The following is a 23,140-nucleotide window of genomic DNA, read 5'->3' as shown; positions in this document are numbered from 1 at the left end:
CCACGATGGATACGGGATTTGTGACGACGCCTTTCGGGCGGCGGCCAATGTCGCTTGCCTTGATGAGAGGTCAGCTTCAGGCCGAATCAATTAAACCAGATAAGTCCGTCGACAAGTGGAAGGTGTTTCGCGACGTCTGCGAAGCACGTCCGCTGCTCGACATTTCCGACCGCACACTCGCTGTGCTGAATGCACTTCTCTCCTTCTATCCCGAGAACCATCTCTCCGGTGAGGCGAGCATGGTCGTCTTTCCATCCAACCGACAGCTGATCGTGCGGGCACACGGCATTGCAGTCACCACTCTGCGTCGGCATCTGGCGGCTCTTGTCGACGCCGGGCTGATCATCCGCAAGGACAGCGCCAATGGGAAACGTTTTGCCCGCCGGAAAACATCCGGTGAACTTGAGGATGCCTATGGCTTCAGCCTGGCGCCGCTTCTTGCCCGCAGCGAAGAACTGGCTGCCATGGCTCAAAGGATAGAAGCCGACCGGATGGCACTCCGGCGCGCGCGCGAGCGGCTGACGATCTGCCGCCGCGATGTCCGCAAGCTGATTGATGCCGCAATCGAGGACGGTGTTCCCGGCAATTGGGACGACATCGAGGCTGCCTATGCACATCACCTCGCGTGCCTTCCCCGCAATGCGGCGGCTTCCGATCTCGACAGCGTTCGCCTGAATCTCGAAACCCTTCGCACCGACATCGTCAATCTGTTGACGAACTTCGAAAATTTCAAAAAAGTGAGCGCCAGTGTGGTCCAAAACGAACCGCACATACAGAATTCAGATATAGACTCTCTTGAATTAGAATCCTTACCGACGGCGCAAGCGGAAACACTGCGGGTTACGACCGGGAAGGTTCAGCCAAACGGACCACAGAAAATATTTCCTCTTGCCCTCATTCTGCAGGCTTGCCCGCAAATCAGCGATTACGCCCAGGGAGGATCGATCAGGGGCTGGCGAGATTTCGTGACCGCTGCCGTCACCGTACGGTCTATGCTGGGCATCACGTCAGAGACCTATCAGGCGGCTTGCGAAAGCCTCGGCCGAGAAAATGCCGCTGTCGTTATTGCCTGCATGCTGGAACGAGCAAACCATATCAACTCGCCAGGCGGCTATCTGCGTGACCTCACCCGCAAGGGAGCACGAGGGGAGTTCTCGCTTGGCCCAATGCTGATGGCGCTGGTACGGCAGAATAGTCCGGTTGCACGGAGGGCTTGAATGCTTTCGAGTAACCGGGCGATGTCCACCGTGGACCGCTCATTGGCATGGAGATGATCTCGACAAGACTGCAATACGTATTTTAGGCACTATCACTGGACTGGCTGTAGGACACGTCGTTCTTCGGAGGGCAAACAGGTATCGGAAATAATTGCTGAATTAGCTTCCGCAATGAGATGAAAGACATCTCGTATCAATAGCTTAGATTAAGAAGCGTTTCGGTAGGCGGCGACGTGATTGCCGCAAATACCTGAGAAACAACGAGTAAAGCGTTCTGAGGCCGGAAAGGATCGTTGACGTGAATTGGCTGGAGACGATAGGGCAAGGCGGGCAGTTGGAGGCCGGAACAGTGTGCAAAGAGCGAGGACGGACTTGAAGCGGGCAGTCGATCTTTTCCTGGCGATGGTGGCGTCCCTGATCCTGATCATTCCGATCGCGGTCGTGGCGCTTTGCGTACGCATGACATCTGCGGGACCGGCACTTTACTGGTCGAACCGTGTGGGGCGCCGCAACGAGATCTTCCGGATGCCGAAATTCCGCAGCATGCGGATCGATACGCCGACGGTCGCCACGCATCTGCTCGACGACCCCTCCCGCTATCTGACGCCGATCGGAGGATTCCTGCGCAAGTCGAGCCTCGACGAACTGCCGCAGCTCTGGTGTATCCTGAAGGGCGACATGAGCTTCGTCGGCCCGCGTCCGGCGCTTTATAACCAGGACGACCTAATCGCGTTGCGCACGGCAGAAGGTGTCGATGCGCTGCTGCCGGGGCTGACGGGCTGGGCGCAGGTCAATGGCCGTGACGAACTGCCGATCCCCGAAAAGGTAAAGTTCGATGTTGATTATCTGCGGCACCGCTCCTTCTTCATGGACATGCGCATCCTGGCAATGACCGTCGGCAAGGTATTGGGCAGCAAGGGCATAACGCATTGAGGCTACGACCTAAGGTTATAAACAGATTGCATGCGCGACCACTGATTATTCGGTTGCACTTGAGATCGAAAAGGACAAGAAGAAGTCAGGCTGGAATGATGGATGGGCAGTATAAACATGCATGGTGATCCTTCAAACGACGGATCAAAGACCAGCCAGTCCTGGATGTCGATGCAGGCACTGGTGGGGCCGCTCCTGGCAATGCCGCGTCCGGCAAAGCGTATTCTTGCGCTGATCGTCGATTCCAGCTTCTGTATTCTGACCATCTGGCTTGCCTATTGTTTCCGCCTGAATGAATGGACAGTGCTGACCGGCGTACAATGGCTTGCGGTTCTCGTTTCGCTATGCCTGGCGCTGCCGATCTTCATCGTCATGGGCATGTATCGGGCGATCTTCCGTTATGCCGGCATTGCTGCATTTCTGGCGGTGCTGAAGGCGATCGCGATCTATGGCGTCGCCTTCGCGAGCATCTTCACCGCGCTCAGCGTTCCCGGCATTCCACGCACGGTCGGTATCCTGCAGCCGCTCCTGTTGCTGATCGCAATCGGCCTCTCGCGCCTCGGCATCCGCTATTGGCTGGGCGATACCTATCAGCGCATCCTGCACAAGAATACGCTCGCCAAGGTCTTGATTTATGGCGCTGGCAGTTCCGGCCGCCAGCTTGCCGCCGCACTGACCAACAATGCCGAGCTCAATGTCGTCGGTTATCTCGATGACGATCCGAAGCTCAGAAACGGCATCATGGGCGGCCTGCCCATCTATGATCCCTCGGATCTGCAAGGGCTCGTCCAGACACTTAATATCCATAATGTGCTTCTGGCTCTGCCCTCGGCATCGCGCCAACGCCGCAATGAGATCCTCGAACAGATCCGCAAGGCGCGGGTGAATGTTCGCACGCTGCCGGATCTGACCGCACTTGCGCAGGGCCGCATCGCCGTTTCCGACATTCGCGAACTCGAAATCGAGGACCTGCTCGGACGCGAGGCCGTGGCGCCACGCCAGGAGCTGCTCGACAAGGCAACGCTCGGCAAGGTGGTGATGGTGACGGGCGCGGGCGGCTCGATCGGCAGCGAGCTCTGCCGCCAGATCCTGCGCAGTGGCCCGACGCATCTCATCCTCGTCGAGCAGAACGAATACGCCCTTTATGCGATCCATGGCGAGCTGCAGAAGCTTTCGGAGCTGTACGACCAGCAGAAGGTGCAGATCGTCCCGATCCTCTGTTCGGTGCGCGACCGCGACCGCATGGAGCACATCATCATGAGCTGGTGTCCGCAGGCGCTCTATCATGCCGCCGCTTACAAGCACGTGCCGCTTGTCGAGCAAAATGCCGTCGAAGGCATCAAGAACAATGTCATGGGCACGCTGATCACCGCACAGGCAGCGGAGAAATACGGCGTATCGAATTTCGTGCTGATCAGCACCGACAAGGCGGTCCGCCCGACCAATGTGATGGGCGCCAGCAAGCGGCTTGCCGAAATGGTGCTGCAGGCGCTGTCGGCCGAAAGGCAGTCCGCCACGCACACCAATTTCTCCATGGTGCGCTTCGGCAATGTGCTGGGTTCCTCAGGGTCCGTCGTGCCGCTGTTTCGCCAGCAGATCAAAGATGGCGGGCCCGTGACGCTGACCCATCCTGATATCACCCGCTACTTCATGACGATCTCGGAGGCATCGCAGCTCGTCATACAGGCCGGCGCCATGGCCGACGGCGGTGATGTTTTTCTGCTCGATATGGGTGAGCCGGTGCGCATTGCCGATCTGGCGCGCCGGATGATCGATCTTTCGGGTCTGACGGTGCGCAGCGACGATAATCCCGAAGGCGATATCGAGCTTTCGGTCACGGGTCTCAGGCCCGGCGAGAAGCTCTACGAGGAACTGCTGATCGGCGATAATCCCGAAACGACGCAGCATCCGCGCATCATGAAGGCGCGCGAGGATTTTCTCTTCTGGCCGGAGCTTTCCAAACGTCTGAAGGTTCTCGATGCGGCTCTCGATCGTAACGACATACCTGCCGCCCGGCTGATGCTCGCCGAACTCGTCTCCGGTTATGCCTCGACAGGTGAGGTGACCGATCTTGCGCTCAGCGCAGCCGAGGCCAATACGGCGGCATGATCGAAGCCCGGTTTGTGCCGGGCCTCTTCTCTTCCAGCTTCAGGCATTCGCCCCGTTGTCTATCGTCCAGGCCGCACCCGTGACCGAGCGGGCAGCTGGTGAAGCGAGATAGGCGACGACATCGGCGATCTCGCCGGGATCGGCAAAGCCCGCCGGATTGGACATCAGACCCTTCTGCGCACGCGCATGCGGGCCGTCTGCCGGGTTCATGTCCGTATTCGTCGAGCCGGGATGCACGGCATTGACCGTGATGCGGCGTGGGCCGAGTTCACGGGCGAGCGCCTGCGACAGGCCTGCGATCGCCGCTTTGCTCGCCGTATAGAGGCTGAGTCCCGGAGAGGTGGCGCGTACTGCAAGATTGCTGCCGATCGAAATGATGCGACCGCCATCCGGCATGACAGCAAGGGCTGCCCTGGAAGCGACGAAAGCCGAGCGGACATTGATCGAGAACGTCGCATCGAAATCGCTGAGCGATAGCGTTTCTATCGGCCCCGCGTGGAAAATTCCGGCATTGTTGACGAGGATATCGATGCGGCCGAAGGTTTGCGCAACCGTCGCAATGGCTGCCTCGACATCGGCCGCGTCGGACGCATCGGCCCTGAGGGCAAGCGCCATTCCGCCCTCGGCCTCTATCGCCTTGACGACATTGGCGGCCGCTTCGTCTCCATTCACATAGGTCAGTGCGACCTTGGCGCCATCGGCCGCGAGCCGTCTGGCGATTGCAGCGCCGATACCGCGGCTGCCGCCGGTCACGAGAGCCACCTTTCCGTCAAGGATAGACATGATATTCCTTTCTGTAATGATTGATACAGAATTCATGCTGCGATTGTATCCTTTCGTCAAGCGATTTATGTATTGAGCGATACAGAATTGGAATCCCGATTGCGTGAGGCAAACCTGAGATGAACGAACGCGGACGCCCGAGAAGCTTCGACCGGCAGCAAGCGCTGTCGCGCGCCATGCATCTGTTCTGGCAAAAGGGTTTTGAAGAGACCTCGATGAGCGATCTGACCCAGACCATGGGAATCGCACCTCCGAGCCTTTATGCCGCCTTCGGCTCAAAGGAGGCGCTGTTTACCGAAGCGCTCGATCTCTATCAGGCGACGGTCAACAACGAGATCTGGAGAGCGCTCGAAGAGGGGCAGACGATTGCCGCAGCGATCGAAGGCTTCCTCGTCAATACTGCCCGCGCCTATAGCCGCTCTGATCAGCCGGCCGGTTGCATGATCGTGCTCGGCTCCAATCCGGCTGCGAGCGAAATCGAGGCAATCGGCGAGGATCTCAGGCAGCGCCGTGCGGAAAATATTAGCCAGCTCATGAAAAGATTCGAGCGCGCCGTCAGTGAGGGGGAATTGAACGACACCTTCGACTGCGAGGCCGCTGCCGTCTTCTTCGCGACGCTGCAGAACGGCATGTCACTGCTTGCCCGTGACGGCGGCGGGGAGGCGGCGCTGATGGCTGTCGCTCGCAGCGGAAATCCCGCTCTTGAAGGCATGATCCGCGATCATCGCCGCGGCTGAACTGCTGTATCCGATCGTCGCGTCACCGCGCGGGATAGCAGCGGGCCGACATCCGCAGATCAGGGATCCCGTCGAAAGGTGCATGGATCCGTGCCTCCCGTTCGGTCAGAAGACCGCTCAGTCGACGAAATCGACGATGACGCCGGGCTTCACCATGCCGGCAAGTTCCTCGACATCCCAATTCGTCAGCCGCACACAACCGTGCGAACCGGCCTTGTCGATCAAGGATGGCTCCGGCGATCCGTGGATGCCGTAGGTCGGCTCGGAGAGGTCGATCCAGACCGTCCCGACCGGATTGTTGGGGCCACTCGGCAATTGCAGGAGCTTCCTGTTATGACCCTGCTGAAAATTCACTTTGGGATTATAGGTATATTTGGGCTCGCGGGCGACGCCGTTTATCTTGTGCCGGCCCGCGGGTGAAGGGTTGTCGTCGCTGCCGATCGTCGCCGGGTAGACTGCAAGAACGGATCCATCGCCGGCAAAGGCCAGCACCTCACCGCTTTTCCTGTGAGCCTCGATACGCTTGACCTTCCCCGTTCTCGGCGCACCAATGACTGCGACCGAGACTGTTTCGCCCGGGACGAACTGAGCGCCGGGATTCAGTGTTTTGAGCAGGTCGATATCCATGTGGAAGCGCTCGGACAGCCGCTCGGCGACGCTCGTGTAGCCGAGATGTGTCATCCTGGCTTGTTTGGCATAATCTTTCGGAATGTCCTCGACGAGATCGGCGGCATCATCCTGTGCGATCACGTAGGGTCCGATAACCTTCCGGTCGTCCTGGAGCCGGGCGAGCATCTGCGGGTCGGGTTTCCCGTCGACGGGAAGTCGCTGCATGATCTCGAAGCCGGCAATCGCCTTCACGACGTTGTCGCCGTAGAAGCCGTCGATCACTCCGGGCGACGAACCGGCTCGATCAAGCAGAACCTGAAGATGGATGACGGCCGGATCCGGCGACGGCGATCGTGCGCTCGGCGGGGCTGGGGAGATGTCATCAATCGACGCGTTATTGATGGTCTCGGCCGCAAATTGCTGGGCGTTGCCGACACCGAAGATTGAAAGCGATATGAAGCCGAATAGGAGCATGGATTTTATCATGCTGTTTAAACGACGGCGGACAAAAAAGTTCCTTGGAGTCTCTGTAGTAACATGAAGCGCCCTCGGTCAGGTCTTACGACCGAGGGCATCTCATATCGGCCGGAAGCCTTTATCGCAGCGCCGGGCAGCCGCGAACGTTGGCAAAGCTGATCTCGTCGGGACCTCGACGCGTCCAGCCCTGAACGATCACGCGCCGTGGCGTGACGTCGACGACGCGAGCGCGGCGGAAGCCGAAATCACGCGCCTTGTCCTCTGCCCATCGGGGATCGCAGCCACCGCGCGGCGGACGACCCCAACCGGGCGGCGAATGAGGCCGGCCCCAATCCCTGTCAGACTCGTAGCGCGGTGGCGGGCCTCTGTCATAACCGTCGTAATACTGCGCCGACGCGATGCTCGAGGTGGAGGCTGCGGTGCCAAGGGCAAGCAGAATGCCGATGGCAGATTTTGTGAAGTTGATCATCAATCCAATTCTCGTTGGGGCAAACGCGTGCGAGGGTAGGGCGCATCATGGCAAACTGATGGCCAAGGACGCTGTCGCCACGCGGCGAGATAATTTGCCGTGCAAGCCCAATGGGTTAATGTCGCTTTCCCGCCTGTGTATAACGGTGCGCATGATCACGGTTTCACGCCAGCAAAGCCTGGATACTCAATGGCAGGTCGCAATGATCAAGGACCCGCCCGAGACCGGGTGGGTCGCGTTCGCCGATATCAGCCGAGCGTTTCCGAAAAAAGTTCGAGCAGGCGCTTCCAGTGTCGCTCGGAGCCCTTTTCGCTGTAGGTCTCGCCGCGATCGGGAACCGTCCAGCCATGCGACATGCCGATATAATTCTCGATGATGTGGTCGACGCCGCCGGTGCGGAGCGCCTCGGCAAGCCGCGCGGATTGTTCAGGCGGGAAGCTGCCATCGACGCCGGCAACGCCGACATAGACGCGTGCCTTGATGCCACTGGCAAGGCGATGCGGGCTGTCAGGCGCCTCGCTTGCGAGATTGCCGCCGTGGAAGCTTGCGGCAGCCGCGATCCTGTCGGCATAAGTGGCCGCTGCCGTCAGGGCCCGGCCGCCGCCCATGCAATAACCGACGGCACCGACCGGACCGGAAACGCCTTCGGCCTCCAGCGCGTCGAGGAAGGCTGCGCTGTCGCGCCTCGTCATCTCCTGCGTCGTCTCGCGGATCATCTTCATGATCTCGGCACGTGCGGTCTCATTACCGAAGGAAGAGCCGTCGAAGGGGCCGTAGGAGCCGAAACGGTAGAAGAGATCGGGAGCAAGCACGACATAACCGGCATTCGCCAGACGTTCGCCCATGATATCGATGGCCTCGCGCGGCCCGAGCGCGTCCATATAGTAGAGAACACCGGGCAGGAGCTTGCCCTCGCTGCCTTCTGGACGGAAAACTGACGCCCTGGCAATGCCGTCAGCCGTTGTGATTTCAATACCGCGTTTCATGGGCCAATTCCTTTGATTTTATTGAAGCAGCCCGCAAGCCGCCGCCGCCAATCTGGCAAAGGCCGGCAACAGTCTCAAGACACGAATGCGTGGATTGAAACCTGCCGATACACGGGCAGGGATTTTCTCGTGCGCGGATCCCGCGCCTTCCGGCGACTGCCGTGCGGTCAGTCGAAATCGCCGGATCGCTGCAATGCCCCTGCAATCGTCCATCCACACTTTGGCGGCATCGTTCAGCGCGACGACGGTCCCAGGCGATTGCCGATTGTCCGGATCGATGGCATGAGTGGCGGGGGACCGGGTCGAGGGCGTTCCCGGATCGGTCCGGGCTGCGACAGTCGCCGGCTATCCGGGCAGGATTGCGCGATTGGCTCGAAACCCGGCGAGCTCTTGAGGGGATATGACATCGATGGCGAAAGCAGCCGCAGCCGGAAGATATATTCTTGCCTACCTGTCCTGGCCGTTGGTGTTTTTCTCCGGCCTGACGGGCGCCTATTTTGCCTTCGCCGGCGACCGGCCGATGCTTGGCTTTGCGGCGGTCTATGCGGGAGAAGTCCTGCTTCTCTTCCTGCTCGAACGCACCATTCCCTACGAGCAGCGCTGGCTGCAGGCGGATGGCGAAACGGCCAACGATATCGCCCATACGGTTCTGACCAAGGGGCTGGTGCAACTGGCAGCACTTGCGGCGGCGATCTTTCCGATGCTCGCCGCCGGCCTGCTGCAGCCGCTTGCCGCCATGCAGTTCAGTCTCTGGCCGTCATCCTGGCCGATGCTCTTCCAGGCGACCCTCGCCGTCGTCATTGCCGAGTTCGGTCTATACTGGGCGCACCGCATCGCCCATGAGCGGCTGTTCTTCTGGCGTTTCCATGCCCTGCACCACAGTGTCACCCGCCTCTGGGTCATCAATACCGGCCGTTTCCACGTCATCGATTCCCTGTTCAAGATCGCACTGAGCCAGATCCCGCTCTACCTGCTCGGAGCCCCGCTGCAGGTCTTCTGGTGGCTCGGCGCGGTCACGGCCTTCATCGGCATCCTGACCCATTGCAACGTCGACATGCGGACCGGCCTTTTCGATTTCGTCTTCTCGACGCCCCGGCTGCACCGCTGGCACCATTCGAAGGATCTGCGCGAAGGCAATACCAATTACGGCGAGAATGTCGTGCTGTTCGACCAGCTGTTCGGCACCTATTTCAATCCCGATCGCCCATCCTCGACCGATATTGGCATCAAGGGCCAGATCGCTCCCGGCTTTGTCAGCCAACTGACGCAGCCCTTCACCAAGGACGGCGTGCGGCAAATCCTCGGCCTTAAGCCCAAGCGGGGTTGAAACCCGGCCCTGGTCCGTCATCATTTCATGACAATCGGCCCGTAAGAGCCTGCAAACCTCGACGGAAACGGACAGGACGGCGATGACGACGTTGAAACAGGTTGCGCTGAGGGCAGGATGTTCCATGGCGACGGCAAGCCGGGTGCTGAACCTCAGCGGTCCCGTCAGCCGGGCCGCCGCCCTTCGCGTACGCCGTGCGGCGGCAGAAGTCGGTTATCGGGCGGCCGCGCCTTCAGCCCGCAGCGGCCGCCGTCCTGTTATCGGCGTGCTGGTGCCGAGCGTCACCAATCCGGTCTTTGCCTCGTCGCTCTCAGGCATCCAGAACCGCATGCTGGTCGCCGGTCACAGCGTCCTCATTGCGCAATCGAATTACGATCCCGATCAGGAGGCCGATGCAGTGGCAGGGTTGCTCGGCGAGCGGCCGACCGGGTTGATCCTGACGGTTTGCAACGGCGAGACGAGCCCGGCGCTGGCGCAGGACCTGCCGCCAACGGTGCTGCTCGGCAGCTCCCCGACGGCCCGATATCCGGCTGCCGTCACCGTCAACAATTATGCGGCCGGCTGCCGGTTGACCGAACATCTTCTCTCCATGGGGCACAGGCGCATCCTCTATGTCTCGGGCAGCTTCAAGGCGTCTGACCGCGCGCTCCTGCGCTATCGCGGATATCTGCAGACGATGGCGGCGGCCGGTGTCTCCCCGCTCGAGGCCATAGAGGTGCCCTTCGTCAGCGGTTACGACCAGATGGATCTCGGCCAGGCCCTGCGGGCATTCGCGCCGACCGCCATTATCGGCTCGAACGACCTGATCGCGCTTGGCGTCATCGGCGCCGTCAATCGCGAGGGCCTGCGGGTGCCCGAGGATATCTCGGTTGCCGGCTTCGATGGCATCGCCATCGGCAAGCTCATCAACCCGACACTGACCTCGATCGAAATGCCGGATCTCAGCATGGGCGCGACGGCGGCATCGCTGCTGCTCGATATCGTCGAGAATAACGCGCCGTTGAGACATCTGGAATTGTCGCATGCCTTGCGCCCCGGCGGGACGGTGCGGAACCTCCAGAAAGAAGAAACCGCCGCACCCCTCATGGGTTGCGACGGTTCCGGATCGAGACCGCGGGCCGCTTGAGCCCACGTATCTTTCAGAGCATTAGCTGCGCGGCAGCATGCCTTCGACGTCGGAGGCCGCGTCGTCGAGGGCTTCCTTCGGTTCAGCCGAGCCATCGACAATGCGCGACAGGTTGTCGACGATCGTCTGAGTGACCTTGACGCCGTTGGTGCCGGGGAAGGCATACCAGGGGATCATGCGCGGCATCTGGCTGAGGCCGGCCTGGAAGAGCGGGTTCTTCTTGTAGAAGTCGCCGAGATATTCGGCCGACTTGGCGGCAAGCTCGTTGTTCGGCACGTAGCCGGTGCCGGGAACGACGACCGAGGCGCCATAGGGGCCGGCGGCGAACTTGGCGAACTTCCAGGCTGCTTCCTGCTTGGCCGGATCCTTGGCGAGGATGACGACGGCATTGCCGCCGGTCGGCAGGTGGCCTTTTTCAGGGTCGATCAGCGGGATCTGGGCGGTGCGCAGGTCGAACTTGGCGCCGACATTCTTGATCGTGTTGACGAGCGCGCCCGTCGTCTGGAATTCGAAGCCCACCTTGCCGGCTGCAAAGGCCTGTTCGCCCGCTGCCTTGGTGAAAACAGGCATGCCGCCTTCCTTGACGAAGCGGCTGATCAGTTCGACAGCCTTCTGGCCCTCGGGACCGTTGAAGGTGACCTTCTGCTCGTCGTCGCTCAGCATCTTGCCGCCAGCGCCGAAGAGGAGGGCCGAGAACATCCAGTCGTCACCCTGCCAGCGGAAGTCCATGCCGTCGACGCCGTTGCCGAGCGCCTTGATCTTGCCGGCGAGCGCGATCACTTCGTCCCAGGTCTTCGGCGGGGTGTCGGGATTGCCGCCGGCCGCCTTCACGAGATCGGCATTGTAATACATGATCGGATTGGAGGTGGCGAAAGCGAGGCCAACCTGCTTGCCCTTGACCTGGGCGAGCTTCAGGATCGTGTCCGAGAAGCCCTGCTCGGCCATGTTGCCTTCCTTCTGGACCAGCGGCGTCATGTCGACGGCGACATTGCGCTCGTTCAGCATGCGCAGGCGGTTCAGCCCGATGAAGGTGACGTCGGGCATTTCAGACGTGCCGGCCTGGCGCAGGATCAGCTGGATGCCGTCTTCATAGGTCGCCGAAGGCGCGGCGAACTGGATCTTGATATCGGGGTTTTCTTCCATGAACTTCTTCGAGATCGTGTCCATCACGTCCTTGAAGAAGCCCGGCATCGGGTAATGGATCGTCAGCGTCGTTTCAGCGTGGGCCGGCAGGGCTGCCGCCACGGACAGAGCCGCTGCTGCGAGGAACTGGGTGAAATGCTTCATCGCTCGTTCTCCTGGGTTCAGCCGGTCAGCCTTTGAGACCGGTCATGGTGATGCCCTCGACGAAGCGTTTCTGTGCAAACAGAAAGGCCGCAACGAGGGGAATGGTGATGATGATGGTGGCCGCCATCAGCGCGCCGTAATCGTCGCCGGCTTCCGCAGCGCGGAAGTTCATCAGGCCGAGCGGCGGCGTGGCATAACCGGGCTTCGAGATGACGATCAGCGGCCAGTAGAGGTCGTTCCAATGGGCGACGACCGAGAAGATCGCGAAGGCCGTCACCGCCGGCCAGGCATTCGGGACGATGACGCGCGAGACGATGCCGAGCTCCGACATGCCGTCGAGGCGGGCGGCATGGATCAGGTCGTCGGGCATCGCGCGGAAGAACTGCAGGAACAGGAAGATCGCAAAGACCGAGATGGTGAAGGGGGCGACCAGTGCCGTATAGCCGTTGAGCAGCGACAGGCTGTCGAAGGCGACATAAAGCGGCAGGGCCGTCGCATGGATCGGCACCAAGAGGCCGAGCAGCACCAGCACCATCATCAGCCGGGCGGCGCGGAATTTCAGCTTCGCCATGGCATAGGCGCAGGGGATGGCGACCAGCACCTGAAAGACGAAGATCAGCGCGCAGACGACGAAGCCGTTCCACAAGAGCGTGCCCATCGCCACCTTGTCGAGCGCCTTGGTAAAATTCTGCACGTAGAAGAAATGTGTCGGGATCAGCGAGAGCGCGGCCGTGAATATATCGTCCTGCGATTTGCCGGCCGCCGAGATCATGAAGATATAGGGCGCGAGGAAGATGACCGCGCCGAGAAGAAGCAAGGCAAGGCGGATCAATCGGCCGAGGGTGAATGGCGTGCGCGTCTTCATGAATAGTGCACCCGCCGGTCGAGGAAGCGGTATTGCAGGAACATCATGACGACGAGGATCGCGAGGAAGGCGACCGTCATGGCCGAGGCATAACCGACCTTCATGTAGACGAAGCCCTCCTGGTAGATGGTGAAGAGCAGCACTTCGGAAGCGTGGTTCGGGCCGCCATCCGTCAGCGTCTTCACCGTCTCGAAGGTCTTGACCGCATTGATGACGCTGATCGTGGTGACGAAGAGCGCCGTCGGCCCGAGCATCGGCCAGGTGACGAGCATGAAACGGTCGAGCGGGGACTTGGCGCCGTCGATCTCGGCGGCGGCATAAAGCTCGCGCGGGATCGCGGTGAGGCCGGCGAGGAACAGTACCATGTTGAAGCCAACCGTCTGCCACACGCCGATGATGGAGAGGCTGTAAAGTGCCGTTGCCGAGGAGCCGAGCCAGTTTGGCTTCGGCAGGCCGGCGAGACCGATCAGCGCATTGAGCGGGCCGATGGTCGGGTGGAAGAGATATTGCCAGACGGTCGCCATGGCGACGATCAGCGAGACGACGGGCAGGAAATAGGCGGTGCGGAAGAAGCTCTTTCCCCAGCCCTCGCTCTCGATCAGCATGGCGACACCGAGGCCGAGCAGGATCGAAACGGGCGCGACGATCGCGGTATAGACCGTCGTGTTCCACAGCGACGTGCGGAAGGTGCGGTCCGTGAACAGCTCTGCATAGTTCTCGAAGCCGACGAAGCGGAATTTGCCGGCGCCAAGCTCGAAATCGGTAAAGCCGAGGACGAGCACGGCGACGATCGGCAGCAGCACGAAGAGTACGATGAGGACGATCGCAGGCGCAGCGAGCAACCATGCGGTCTGCGCCTCGCGCCGTTCATGCTTTGCCGCCGATGCGACCGGGCGGATCTCGCCGGCAGCGATACTAGCCATGAGCCTTCTCCCTGGCGGTATCGGCGGGAAGGCCGCTCGTGCGAAGACGACGACCATCGGCTGCAAAGACCATCGCCTTGTCGGGCTGGAAGGAGAGGGCAACCGCCATTCCGGCGGCGAGGCCTGCGGCATCGGCTGGCGCAAGCTTGGCAAGCACGGTCTCGCCGATCGCATTCAGCCGGCAGAACAGGATCACCTCTGACCCCAGGAATTCCAGGCGCTCGATACGGGCGGAAAGCGAGGTCTCGTCCTCGGCGGCAAGCCGCACGAATTCCGGACGGATGCCGACCGTTACCTCGGAACCGGCAGGATTGGTCTCTTCCAGCGCCAGTCGGATATCGCCGAAGGCGACTGTTCCGTGCTCGGCGCGCGCCGGCAGGAGATTGATGCGCGGCTGGCCGACGAAACGGGCGACTTCGATATGGGCGGGATCGTCATAGATGACCTGGGGTGCCGCCAGCTGCAGCAGCTCGCCGCCGATCATCACGGCGACCCGGTCGGCCATGGAGAGCGCCTCGGCCTGGTCGTGGGTGACATAGACGGTCGGCACGCCGGCGCGGCGATGCAGTTCCACGATCTCGCCGCGCGCGTGGACGCGCAGGTTGGCGTCAAGGTTTGACAGCGGCTCGTCCATGAGGAAGACGCTCGGATGGCGCACCATGGCGCGGGCGAGCGCCACGCGCTGCCGCTGGCCGCCCGACATCTGGCCGGGCTTGCGTTCCAGGAGATGATCGATCTTCAGGGCCTTTGCGGTCTCCTGCACGTCCTTGGAAATGCCGGAACGAATGGCGCGGTAGCCGGGCATGACCGGGCCGAGGAAAGGCAGGCGTTGCAGGCGGCTCAAGCGCCGCATGGCAAGCGGCACGGCGATGTTCTGGCCGGCCGTCAGGTGCGGATAGAGCGCGTAGGACTGGAAGACCATGGCGATGTTGCGGTCGGCCGCCGCCACGTCCGACATTTCCCGCCCGCCGATGACGATCTCTCCGCTATCGGCATGATCGAGACCGGCAAGGATACGTAGAAGCGTACTCTTGCCGCAGCCCGAGGGGCCGACGAGGGCGATGAATTCGCCTGGCTCGACGTCGAGGCTGATATTCTTCAGGATGGCGTTATCGCCATAGGATTTCCTGATGGCCGAAAGGGAGAGCGCACTCATTGCGCCGGCTCCTTTTGCACCTTGTGGGCCTCGTGCGGATAGACTTCGGCGACCACGTCATCGAGCACATGCGCCTTCATGCCTGATACGGCGATAATCTCGCTCGTGACATCATCGCCGAGATCGTGAAGCACGGCGCCGATGAGCTTCTCGCCCGGCATCTCGCGCTCCATCGTGCCGATGATGAAGGAGGCCGCTGGACCCCAGACGAGTGAGGTGTCGTTGAAGCGGCCTTTCCAGGCCCAGTGCAGGTGGCCGCTGGCATAAAGCGCGACGTCATGGGCAGCGATCAGGTCATAGAGCCTCTGACGCTGTGCCGGGCGGATGCTCCAGTAGCCGGTGTCGCCTTCATCAGGCGTGTCGACAAAGAGCGGCTTGTGGGCAAACATTGCAACGCGCCGGCCGGCGCGTGTGGCAAGTGCTCTTTCCAGCCATTCAAACTGCGTTTCCTGCTCGTCGTTTTCCATGCCCATCAGCAGGCTGTCGAGGCCGATCAGGCGCCAGTTGCCGGCATCCTCGAGCCAGTAATCGGGACCTACAAGGCTGCGCCAGCGGGCAAGCCTTGTCGCATCGACGGGCTGCAGCGAACCCGGCAGATGGCCGACATCATGATTGCCGGGAACGATCAGCATCGGGATCTTCACCTGCCGCATCAGATCCATGCAGAAGGTGAGGTCCCCGTCCTTGTCGGCGCCATCGACGGCGAGGTCGCCGGTATGGATGACGAGATCGGCGCCGCTGCCGTTGATGAAGTCCGCAAGCGGCTCCCAGTTGCCGTTGAAATGCGGTATCGACGGGCTGAAATGCGTGTCGGTGATCTGGACGATTTTCATGCCGGCGCTCTCCGATAGGCCCGCGGCACCTTTCCGGCGGCAGGCAAATGCTCTTGCCGCCTCTTTAGAGCCCGCCAATGTCAGGCGGGTTACAAGCGTTTCCACCCTTGTTCCATTTATGTCGTGCAATTGTCATGGAGCCGGTTGCAGCCGAAGCCAGATTAGCAATCCATCGGTCCCATCCGCCCTGGTGGGGATAAATCCACGCGCAAGGGACTGATCAATGAAAGCATTGATGGAGAACAGGAAACGGAGTTGGCCGCGGCCAATTCTTATCGGCTGCACTGGCGCAAGGACCGGAACCGACAAGCGGCGAACGGCGCAATGTGGAGAGGGCCATGTTCGATTGTTCATGCTGCAGAAGCTTCGACAATCTCGGCCGAACTGATATGGGGGAGCCACCAGCATTTTACCGATCGGCTTCTCGCGTCCTTAAGAGCTGTCTGGCAATTTCTCCTGACGACGGAGAGATCATGACCCGCAAGAACTTCGCAATATATAGCAGTGTGTTCACCGCCCTGTGGATTGCCGTTACGGTCGGTTTTCCGCTTATCCTCTTTGCGGCCGTGAAGATGACAGCCTGCGCTGCCGATACCTGCGGCGCCGTCGCTCTGATGTTCGCCCTGTTTGGCCGTATCCTCCTCGTGTTCGTCTACGCTATCGCGATGCTGATATTGATCGCAAGGCGATGCGCGCATGCCGGTTTGAGTGTCTTGTGGACGCTTGCCGGGTTGCTGTGGTTGCTTGCGGCCCGTGATGTTCTTCTTGCCGGCTTCAATTTCTGGGCCGTCGGCTTTTCCCTCGGCATATTGTCCTTCAGAGCTCCCGTAACGATGCTCTTCTTCTTCGCCTTCATCATCTTCCTTTCTGTCTGGAAGGGCGAGGACGAGAACCGCGACGGTGCGCTGACCATTCCCTGGCGGCTTGCAGGCATCAGCGCGTTTGTATCGGCGATGATCGCCGGGGTCATCTGCATCCCGATCGTCGCATCGTTCGGCTGGATCGTGGGCTTGCCGTCGGCCTCCGCGATCGATCTGATGTTTCTGATGGACCGCGTTCTGAGCCTCAGGATCGGGGAGCACTGGATCACCTATGTCGGTGAGCTATGGGTGCTTCTTGCGATCTTCGTCTGCGCCCTGGCATACCTCGTCTTCAGCCAAAGACGTGCGGATAGACGCTCAGCGCCGCCGAACCCGAAGCCTGTATGATCGCATTCCGGCGATCAGTTACCAGGCGATGGTTGCTGCTCGCGGTGCCGGGCGATAAAGGCTTTCACCGCCGGAGCGCCTTCGCCCCTGCGATAGGCGATCGCCACGTCCGAGGTGACAGCGACGCTGCCGAGCGGCCTGTAGTAGATGTCAGGCAGTTCCACGCGGCTCATCGATTGCGGCACCAGCGCTATGCCCATGCCGATGCCGACGAGGGCGGCGATTTCGGTGAAGTCGTGCGCCACCGCATCGACGGTTGGTTCGAAGCCGGCCTCGCGGCAGGCCTGTAGCGTGTTGCGGTGAAAGCCGACGTCCGGCGGCTGGCGCGGAGTGATGAACGTCTCCTGCGTCAATCGAGCCAGCGTATCGATCGGGCGCTCTGCGAATTCATGGCCGTCGGGGATCATGGCGACCAGCGGTTCGCGCAACACGACCTGTACGGAAACACCTGATGGGATCGGGGCCGGTGCGCGGATATAGCCGAAATCGAGCAGGCCGTCGGCAATGCGCTGCAACTGCTGGCGCAGTTCCATTTCCTGCAGTTCGACCTCGACATAGGGATAGTCGCGCTTGAAATCCCTGATAGAGCCGACGACGGCACCGGAATAGGCGGCCGACGCCACATAGCCGATCGAGATGCGTCCGCTTTCGCCGCGCCCGGCACGGTTGATGGCGGCAACCGTCGCCTCCGTCTGGGCGAGCACTTTCCTGGCCTCCTGAAATAGGGTCTCGCCCGAATGCGTCAGCTGCACGCCTCGTCGGCTGCGATCGAGCAGCGGTGTGCCGACAATCTTTTCAAGGCTCCTGATCTGCTGGCTGAGACCCGGCTGGGCGATGCCGAGCCTGCCAGCCGCACGTTCGAAATTCCGCTCTTCGACCAGGCTCACGAAGTATCGCAGGTGCCGGAGTTCGAAGCCGGGGTCGTTCAGCGCCATCATGTTCTCCTGGAAGAATTCAAATCTATGAGATCGGGCGCATTTCATAATCCAGACTTATGAAAAATTCGAGCCGCGTTTATTGGACCTCCGAAAAATAACATGATTATAAAAATCCAGTTTTACGGCATATAACGAGTCCCCAATGACCGGTTCTCTTCATCTCCTCAAATTTGCTTCCACCACAGCGCTGGCAAGCGCGCTTCTGGCGCCGCTGTTTCCGGCGGCCGCGCAGGATACCGGTCCGACGACGCTTGCCCCGATCGTCATCAGTAGCTCCAAGGACGAGGACCCGACGGCGCCGGTAAAGGGTTTCGTCGCCAGGACGAGTGCGACGGCCACCAAGACCGGCACACCGCTTCTCGAAACCCAGCAATCCATATCGGTACTGACCGCCGATCAGCTGAAGTCGCAGGATGCCGAAACCGTCGGCCAGGCGCTCGACTATGTACCCGGCGTCGTCGGCGAACCCTACGGCGCCGATCCGCGCTTTGATTCACCGCGTATTCGCGGTTTCGACAGCCGCCAGGCGCAGTTCCTGAATGGGCTGCGGATGATGCGCACGGCAGGTGCGCCTGCGGTCGACCCCTATCAGCTCGAGCGTATCGAAGTGCTGCGTGGCCCGGCTTCCGTCATGTATGGCCAGGGCAATCCCGGCGGCATGATCAATCTCATCAGCAAGCGGCCGGTCTTCGAACGTTTCGGCGAAGTGGGCGTGCAGGCCGGCAGCTATGATACCTACGGCACCTATTTCGACTTCGGCGATATCATTCCCGGCAACTCCGATTTCGCCTATCGCCTCACGGGGCTCGCGAGAGCGGCGTCGGCGCAGGTCGAAGAACTGGACAATGACCGCTATTTTATTGCGCCTGCGCTCACCTGGCAGCCCGACGACGATACCAGGCTGACGATCCTGACCAGCGTCCAGCACGACAATCCGAGCACGCCATCCGGCCTGCCGGCGCAGCTCACGCTGAATGCGACCGATACCAACCGCCTGTCGCGGGATTTCTTCGTTGGCGACAAGAGCTTCGATATGTCCTCACGAACGCTCACCAATCTCGGTTATGAGTTCGAGCATCGGCTGAATGATACCTGGACCTTCCGCCAGAACCTCCGCTATCAGAATTTCGACTGGAATTATAAGGCGCTCGGCATGTCGACATTAGGCCTTACCGGCGGGCGAACGATCAATCGCAACGCCACGATCCAGGACGAGCTGCTCAACACGTTCAACGTTGACAACAACCTGCTTGCCGAATTCGATACCGGGGACGTCCAGCACAAGATGCTCTTCGGGCTCGACTATCGCTATTACAGCAATAATGTCGGCACGCAGTTCTGGCGTGCGAGCCCGCTCGATGCCTTCAATCCAGCCTATGGTTCGGTCCGGCTGATCGCCCCGACGCTCAGCACCTATGTCGATTCACAGATGACACAGGTCGGCCTCTATGTGCAGGACGAGCTCGCCTATGAGAACTGGCGCGCGACGGCAGCCCTTCGGCAGGACTGGGCAAGCACCGAGGGGACATCGACGAACCGGCTGACGGGTGTGTCGCGTCCTCTCGATCAGGACGATCACAAGCTGACCGGTCGGGCCGGTCTCAGCTATGTCTTCGACAACGGCATCGCCCCCTATATCAGCTACGCTACCTCCTTCGAGCCGGTGCCGGTTTCCGCAACGAGCGGCATTCTCCAGCCGACGACGGGCGAGCAGGTGGAAGTGGGTATCAAATATCAGCCGGAGGGCTGGAACGGCTTCTTCACCATCGCCGCCTACGACCTGAAGCAGGAGAACGTCCTGACGACTTACGCTTTGCCGGATGGCACGACGAGAACCGGTCAGATCGGGGAAGTCGATGTCAAGGGTATCGAACTGGAAGGCGTCGCCAGTCTCACAGACGGCCTCGACCTGCGCGCCGCCTACACCTACATGCAGGCCGAAATCGTCGGCGGTATCGACGATGGCAAGCGCCCGGACAATGTGCCCGAGCATGCCGCAAGCCTCTGGCTCGACTACACCTTCCCCGAGGATACGGCGCTCGAAGGCTTCGGTCTCGGCGGCGGCGTGCGTTATGTCGGCCAGCGCTACGGCGATATCAAGAACACGCTCGATCTTGACGCCGTGACCCTCTTCGATGCAGCAGTGCATTACAAGAAGGACAATGTGACCGCCTCGCTGAACTTCAAGAACCTTGCCGACAAGGACTATGTTGCAAGCTGCAGCTCCTTCGGCTGCACCTATGGCGATGGCAGAACGGTGATGGGCAAGCTGACCTTTCAATGGTGAGTGAAATTCGAGACGAAAACGGACGAGGCATCAGCCGTCGGCGGGCGCTTGCGCTGCTGGCGGCCTTCGCCGTTCCGGGAAAGGCGCTTGCGGAAACACCGAAGCGCATCGCGGCGATCGACTGGGCGATGCTGGAGACACTGGTCGCGCTCGGCGTCATGCCGGTCGCCGCGACCGAACTCGTGCAGTTCCGCAAGGATGCGGTCGAACCCGTGCTCGCCCCCGCTGTTGCCGATCTCGGCCTGCGCGGATCGCCGAACCTCGAACTCCTGCGCCTGCTGCGCCCGGACCTCATCCTGATTTCGCCCTTCTATGTCAGGTTCGAGGCAAGCTTCCGGGCGATCGCGCCTGTCTTGTCGCTGCCTTTCTACAACAGGGGGGAGCCGCCCTATCAGAAGGCAATCGATGCCGTCTCCGCGCTCGCCAGCGAACTCGGCCTCGAGGAGCGAGCACGTGCGGTGGTGGAGCAACAGGCAGCGCTCGTCGGGGAGACACGCCTCAGCCTGCAGGCATTTGCGTCCCGGCCGACCTATCTCGTCAACATCGGCGATGCCAGGCATGTGCGCGTCTTCGGCGCAGACAGCATGTTCGGCGACATCCTCGGCCGCCTCGGCCTGCCGAATGCCTGGACGGACCGCTCCCGCTATACGTTTGCCGCGCCGGTGCCGATCGAAAATCTCGCGGCCGACCCCGAAGCCCGCATCGTCATCATTTCCGATATCCCGGTCGAGGCCCGCAACGGCTTGAAGGAGAGCATGATCTGGCAATCGCTGCAGCCGGTGCGCTCTGGCCGCGTGCTGATGCTCGGCAACATCAATCCCTATGGCGGCATCATCGCCGCCGCACGCTTCACGCGGCTCTTCCAGGCGGCGATGCTCTCGTCGGGGGAAATGCCGTGACGAGACCCGCCGCATTATCAGCAGCACTTCTGGCCCTTGCCGCCTCTGCCGGCCTCTTCCTGTGGTCAGCGCTGAACCATCTGCCCGTGGCCGACTGGCCGTCCCTGCCTTTCGATGCCGGGCGGATGACGACGCAGCAGATCATTTTCGCCTATGCCGTTCTGCCGCGCGGAGCGGTCGCGATATTGGCCGGTGCCGCTCTCGGGCTTGCCGGCGCCCTCTTGCAGCGCCTGCTGCGCAACCCGATCGCCGATCCCTCGACGCTCGGCGTTTCCTCGGGCGCGCAGCTTGCAATCGTCGCAGCGACACTCTTCTTTCCTGAAGTGCTCGATGGCTACCGCGCCTTCGTCGCGCTTGCCGGTGCCGCTGCGGCTATGGCTCTCGTCTTCCTGCTCGGTTGGCGTCGCAGCTTCGAGCCCATCACGATGGCCGTCTCCGGTCTTCTCGTCGGCATTACCTGCAGCGCGCTGTCGGCGGCAATGACGCTCTCGCAGGGTGAATACCTGATGTCGCTGGTGACCTGGAACGGTGGCTCGCTCAGCCAGCAGGACTGGTCGACGACGATAACACTTGGTCTGGAGCTGCTGCTCGGCATCGCCGTCACCCTCCTGCTGCTGCGTCCGCTGACCGTGCTCGGCCTCGGCGACAGCGGTGCCCGCTCGCTGGGTGTCGCGCTCGCCGGCACGCGCATAGCCGTTGCCAGCCTTGCCGTGGCGCTGAGCGCCGGCGTTGCCGCTGCCGTCGGCCTCGTCAGCTTCGTCGGCCTTGCCGCCCCGGCGCTGGTGCGCCTGGCGGGTATCCGCACGACACGCAGCGTCCTGCTTCTGTCGCCTGTTGCTGGCGGCCTCTTGCTCTGGTTCTGCGATGGCGTCGTCCAGCTCGTTGCCGCCTCGGCCGGCGAGACCTTCCCGACGGGATCGGTGACGGCGCTGATCGGCGGCCCGCTGCTCATCTGGCTGCTGCCGCAGGTGCGCGCCGTCGAACCGCCGCAACCGCCCGACAGCATCGTCGTTTCCCGTGCGCCGTTGTCGCGGCTCCTCTTCATCCTTTGCCTGCTGCCGCCGCTCGTCTGGGCGGCCCTCTGCATTGCCCGCCTGCCTGACGGTTGGATGTTGCTTGGCGGCGATCTCTTCTGGGAGCTTTTCCCCGCCCGCTGGCCGCGACTGGTTGCGTCGGCCGCCGCCGGCGGCCTGCTTGCCATGGCTGGCACCATCCTGCAGCGCCTCACCGGCAATCCGATGGCAAGCCCGGAGGTGCTGGGTGTCAGCGGCGGTGCCGGTGTCGGTTATGCCGTTGCCTTGAGTTTCTCCGCCAGTGCCGGCGCGTTCGAACTCTTCCTCGGGGCCGGCGGTGGCGCAGTCATCGTGCTCGCGCTCGTGGCGCTCTTTGCCGCCCGCCGGCATCTTCCGCCGGAGCGGTTGCTGCTCGCAGGTATTTCCGTCAGCGCTTTCAGCTCCGCGATCCTCAGCGCTCTTCTTGCCGTTGGTGATCAGCGCGCCTGGCAGATTCTTGCCTGGCTTGGCGGCTCGGCTGCGGCGGCGACGCCCGACGTTGCAGCGTTCCTCGCCGCCCTTACTCTTCTTACCCTGATCATCGGCCTGATCTTCACGCGGTGGCTGACAATCCTGCCGCTTGGAGCACCCACCGCCTTGGCCCTCGGCCTGCCGTTGGTCGGCGCCCGCATGATGATGGTGCTGACGGCAGGCATTGCGACCGCTGCCGCCTCGCTGCTTGTCGGCCCCTTGAGTTTTGTCGGCCTGATGGCTCCCCACATCGCCCACCGCGCCGGCTTCGAAAAGCCAGGCAGCCGCCTTGTCGCCTCGGCTGTGATTGGCGCTGTGCTGATGGTGATCGCCGACCTCGGCGCCCGCACCGTAACCTTCCCCTACGAGCTGCCGCTCGGCCTTTTTGCGGCCTTCGCCGGTGCGCCTTACCTTGTCTGGATGATCGGCGAGAGGCCGTGACGCGGCC

At 61.7% G+C, this 23,140-nt stretch carries 20 protein-coding genes; 10 read left to right on the top strand and 10 right to left on the bottom strand.

Translation table 11 applies throughout. From position 1 onward, the window contains the following. Window positions 1-5 precede the first annotated feature (5 nt). From repC to FHX06_RS11925, 3 genes are all read left to right on the top strand, one after another. A complete protein-coding gene (gene repC / locus FHX06_RS11935) occupies window positions 6-1,217 on the top strand; it encodes a plasmid replication protein RepC (RefSeq protein ID WP_112547494.1) in 1,212 nt (403 codons plus the stop codon). Window positions 1,218-1,589: 372 nt separating this feature from the next. Next, window positions 1,590-2,150, top strand: coding sequence for a sugar transferase (locus tag FHX06_RS11930; protein WP_183879421.1), 561 nt, complete (start codon window positions 1,590-1,592; stop codon window positions 2,148-2,150). Between the two features lie 165 nt (window positions 2,151-2,315). Next, on the top strand, window positions 2,316-4,259 hold the full coding sequence (locus FHX06_RS11925; protein ID WP_183879922.1) for a polysaccharide biosynthesis protein: 1,944 nt from the start codon (window positions 2,316-2,318) through the stop codon (window positions 4,257-4,259). Between the two features lie 39 nt (window positions 4,260-4,298). Here FHX06_RS11925 and FHX06_RS11920 read toward each other — a convergent pair whose 3' ends face one another. Continuing rightward, window positions 4,299-5,042 carry an SDR family NAD(P)-dependent oxidoreductase gene (locus FHX06_RS11920; protein ID WP_183879419.1) on the bottom strand — a complete coding sequence of 248 codons (744 nt, stop codon included), beginning with the start codon at window positions 5,040-5,042 and terminating at the stop codon, window positions 4,299-4,301. A gap of 119 nt (window positions 5,043-5,161) precedes the next feature. On the opposite strand from FHX06_RS11920, the gene FHX06_RS11915 reads away from it, so the two are divergent. Then, complete coding sequence (locus FHX06_RS11915; RefSeq protein ID WP_113208234.1) at window positions 5,162-5,779, top strand: TetR/AcrR family transcriptional regulator; 618 nt, start codon at window positions 5,162-5,164, stop codon at window positions 5,777-5,779. Between the two features lie 117 nt (window positions 5,780-5,896). Here FHX06_RS11915 and FHX06_RS11910 read toward each other — a convergent pair whose 3' ends face one another. From FHX06_RS11910 to FHX06_RS11900, 3 genes are all read right to left on the bottom strand, one after another. Continuing rightward, window positions 5,897-6,874: a L,D-transpeptidase gene (locus FHX06_RS11910; protein ID WP_029869238.1), complete on the bottom strand. Its 978-nt coding sequence runs from the start codon at window positions 6,872-6,874 to the stop codon at window positions 5,897-5,899. 109 nt (window positions 6,875-6,983) lie between these two features. Beyond that, window positions 6,984-7,337: a hypothetical protein gene (locus FHX06_RS11905; protein ID WP_409564379.1), complete on the bottom strand. Its 354-nt coding sequence runs from the start codon at window positions 7,335-7,337 to the stop codon at window positions 6,984-6,986. Window positions 7,338-7,582: 245 nt separating this feature from the next. Beyond that, the gene (locus tag FHX06_RS11900; protein WP_183879417.1) at window positions 7,583-8,320 is read right to left on the bottom strand and encodes a dienelactone hydrolase family protein; all 738 of its coding nucleotides are present in this window, start codon (window positions 8,318-8,320) and stop codon (window positions 7,583-7,585) included. A 409-nt stretch (window positions 8,321-8,729) separates the two neighbouring features. Between FHX06_RS11900 and FHX06_RS11895 the strand changes: the two genes are divergently transcribed. Beyond that, window positions 8,730-9,647, top strand: coding sequence for a sterol desaturase family protein (locus FHX06_RS11895; RefSeq protein WP_183879415.1), 918 nt, complete (start codon window positions 8,730-8,732; stop codon window positions 9,645-9,647). Between the two features lie 82 nt (window positions 9,648-9,729). Then, a complete protein-coding gene (locus tag FHX06_RS11890; protein ID WP_112547486.1) occupies window positions 9,730-10,773 on the top strand; it encodes a substrate-binding domain-containing protein in 1,044 nt (347 codons plus the stop codon). A gap of 21 nt (window positions 10,774-10,794) precedes the next feature. Here FHX06_RS11890 and FHX06_RS11885 read toward each other — a convergent pair whose 3' ends face one another. The 5 genes from FHX06_RS11885 to FHX06_RS11865 are packed head-to-tail and all read right to left on the bottom strand — an operon-like array spanning window position 10,795 to window position 15,837. Beyond that, entirely contained in the window at window positions 10,795-12,060 is a 1,266-nt protein-coding gene (locus FHX06_RS11885; RefSeq protein ID WP_112547485.1) for an ABC transporter substrate-binding protein, read from the bottom strand. 25 nt (window positions 12,061-12,085) lie between these two features. Next, window positions 12,086-12,925 carry a carbohydrate ABC transporter permease gene (locus FHX06_RS11880; RefSeq protein ID WP_183879413.1) on the bottom strand — a complete coding sequence of 280 codons (840 nt, stop codon included), beginning with the start codon at window positions 12,923-12,925 and terminating at the stop codon, window positions 12,086-12,088. Further along, window positions 12,922-13,848 (bottom strand): carbohydrate ABC transporter permease, encoded by a 927-nt coding sequence (locus FHX06_RS11875; protein WP_183879411.1) that lies wholly within the window; start codon window positions 13,846-13,848, stop codon window positions 12,922-12,924. Before FHX06_RS11875 ends, FHX06_RS11880 begins: the two co-directional genes overlap by 4 nt. Further along, entirely contained in the window at window positions 13,841-15,004 is a 1,164-nt protein-coding gene (locus FHX06_RS11870) for an ABC transporter ATP-binding protein (RefSeq protein ID WP_183879409.1), read from the bottom strand. Before FHX06_RS11870 ends, FHX06_RS11875 begins: the two co-directional genes overlap by 8 nt. Further along, entirely contained in the window at window positions 15,001-15,837 is an 837-nt protein-coding gene (locus FHX06_RS11865; protein ID WP_183879407.1) for a metallophosphoesterase family protein, read from the bottom strand. The genes FHX06_RS11870 and FHX06_RS11865 overlap by 4 nt, the downstream gene beginning before the upstream one ends. 473 nt (window positions 15,838-16,310) lie before the next feature. On the opposite strand from FHX06_RS11865, the gene FHX06_RS11860 reads away from it, so the two are divergent. Further along, window positions 16,311-17,045, top strand: a complete 735-nt coding sequence (locus FHX06_RS11860; RefSeq protein WP_183879405.1) for a hypothetical protein — start codon at window positions 16,311-16,313, stop codon at window positions 17,043-17,045. A 14-nt stretch (window positions 17,046-17,059) separates the two neighbouring features. Here the strand turns inward: FHX06_RS11860 and FHX06_RS11855 are convergent, their stop codons facing one another. Continuing rightward, window positions 17,060-17,980: a LysR substrate-binding domain-containing protein gene (locus FHX06_RS11855; RefSeq protein ID WP_183879920.1), complete on the bottom strand. Its 921-nt coding sequence runs from the start codon at window positions 17,978-17,980 to the stop codon at window positions 17,060-17,062. Window positions 17,981-18,125: 145 nt separating this feature from the next. Between FHX06_RS11855 and FHX06_RS11850 the strand changes: the two genes are divergently transcribed. Genes FHX06_RS11850 through fhuB form a run of 3 tightly spaced genes read left to right on the top strand, consistent with a single transcriptional unit; the run spans window position 18,126 to window position 23,133 of the window. Continuing rightward, a complete protein-coding gene (locus FHX06_RS11850; protein WP_183879403.1) occupies window positions 18,126-20,270 on the top strand; it encodes a TonB-dependent siderophore receptor in 2,145 nt (714 codons plus the stop codon). Next, the gene (locus FHX06_RS11845) at window positions 20,264-21,169 is read left to right on the top strand and encodes an iron-siderophore ABC transporter substrate-binding protein (protein WP_183879401.1); all 906 of its coding nucleotides are present in this window, start codon (window positions 20,264-20,266) and stop codon (window positions 21,167-21,169) included. Before FHX06_RS11850 ends, FHX06_RS11845 begins: the two co-directional genes overlap by 7 nt. After that, on the top strand, window positions 21,166-23,133 hold the full coding sequence (gene fhuB, locus FHX06_RS11840) for a Fe(3+)-hydroxamate ABC transporter permease FhuB (protein WP_183879399.1): 1,968 nt from the start codon (window positions 21,166-21,168) through the stop codon (window positions 23,131-23,133). The genes FHX06_RS11845 and fhuB overlap by 4 nt, the downstream gene beginning before the upstream one ends. Window positions 23,134-23,140 lie beyond the last annotated feature (7 nt).

This window comes from Rhizobium sp. BK512, assembly GCF_014194915.1.
In the GTDB taxonomy this organism is placed as follows: Bacteria; Pseudomonadota; Alphaproteobacteria; order Rhizobiales; family Rhizobiaceae; genus Rhizobium.
Note: the sequence above shows the minus strand (reverse complement) of the source record. Positions and strands in the feature narration are given on the sequence as shown.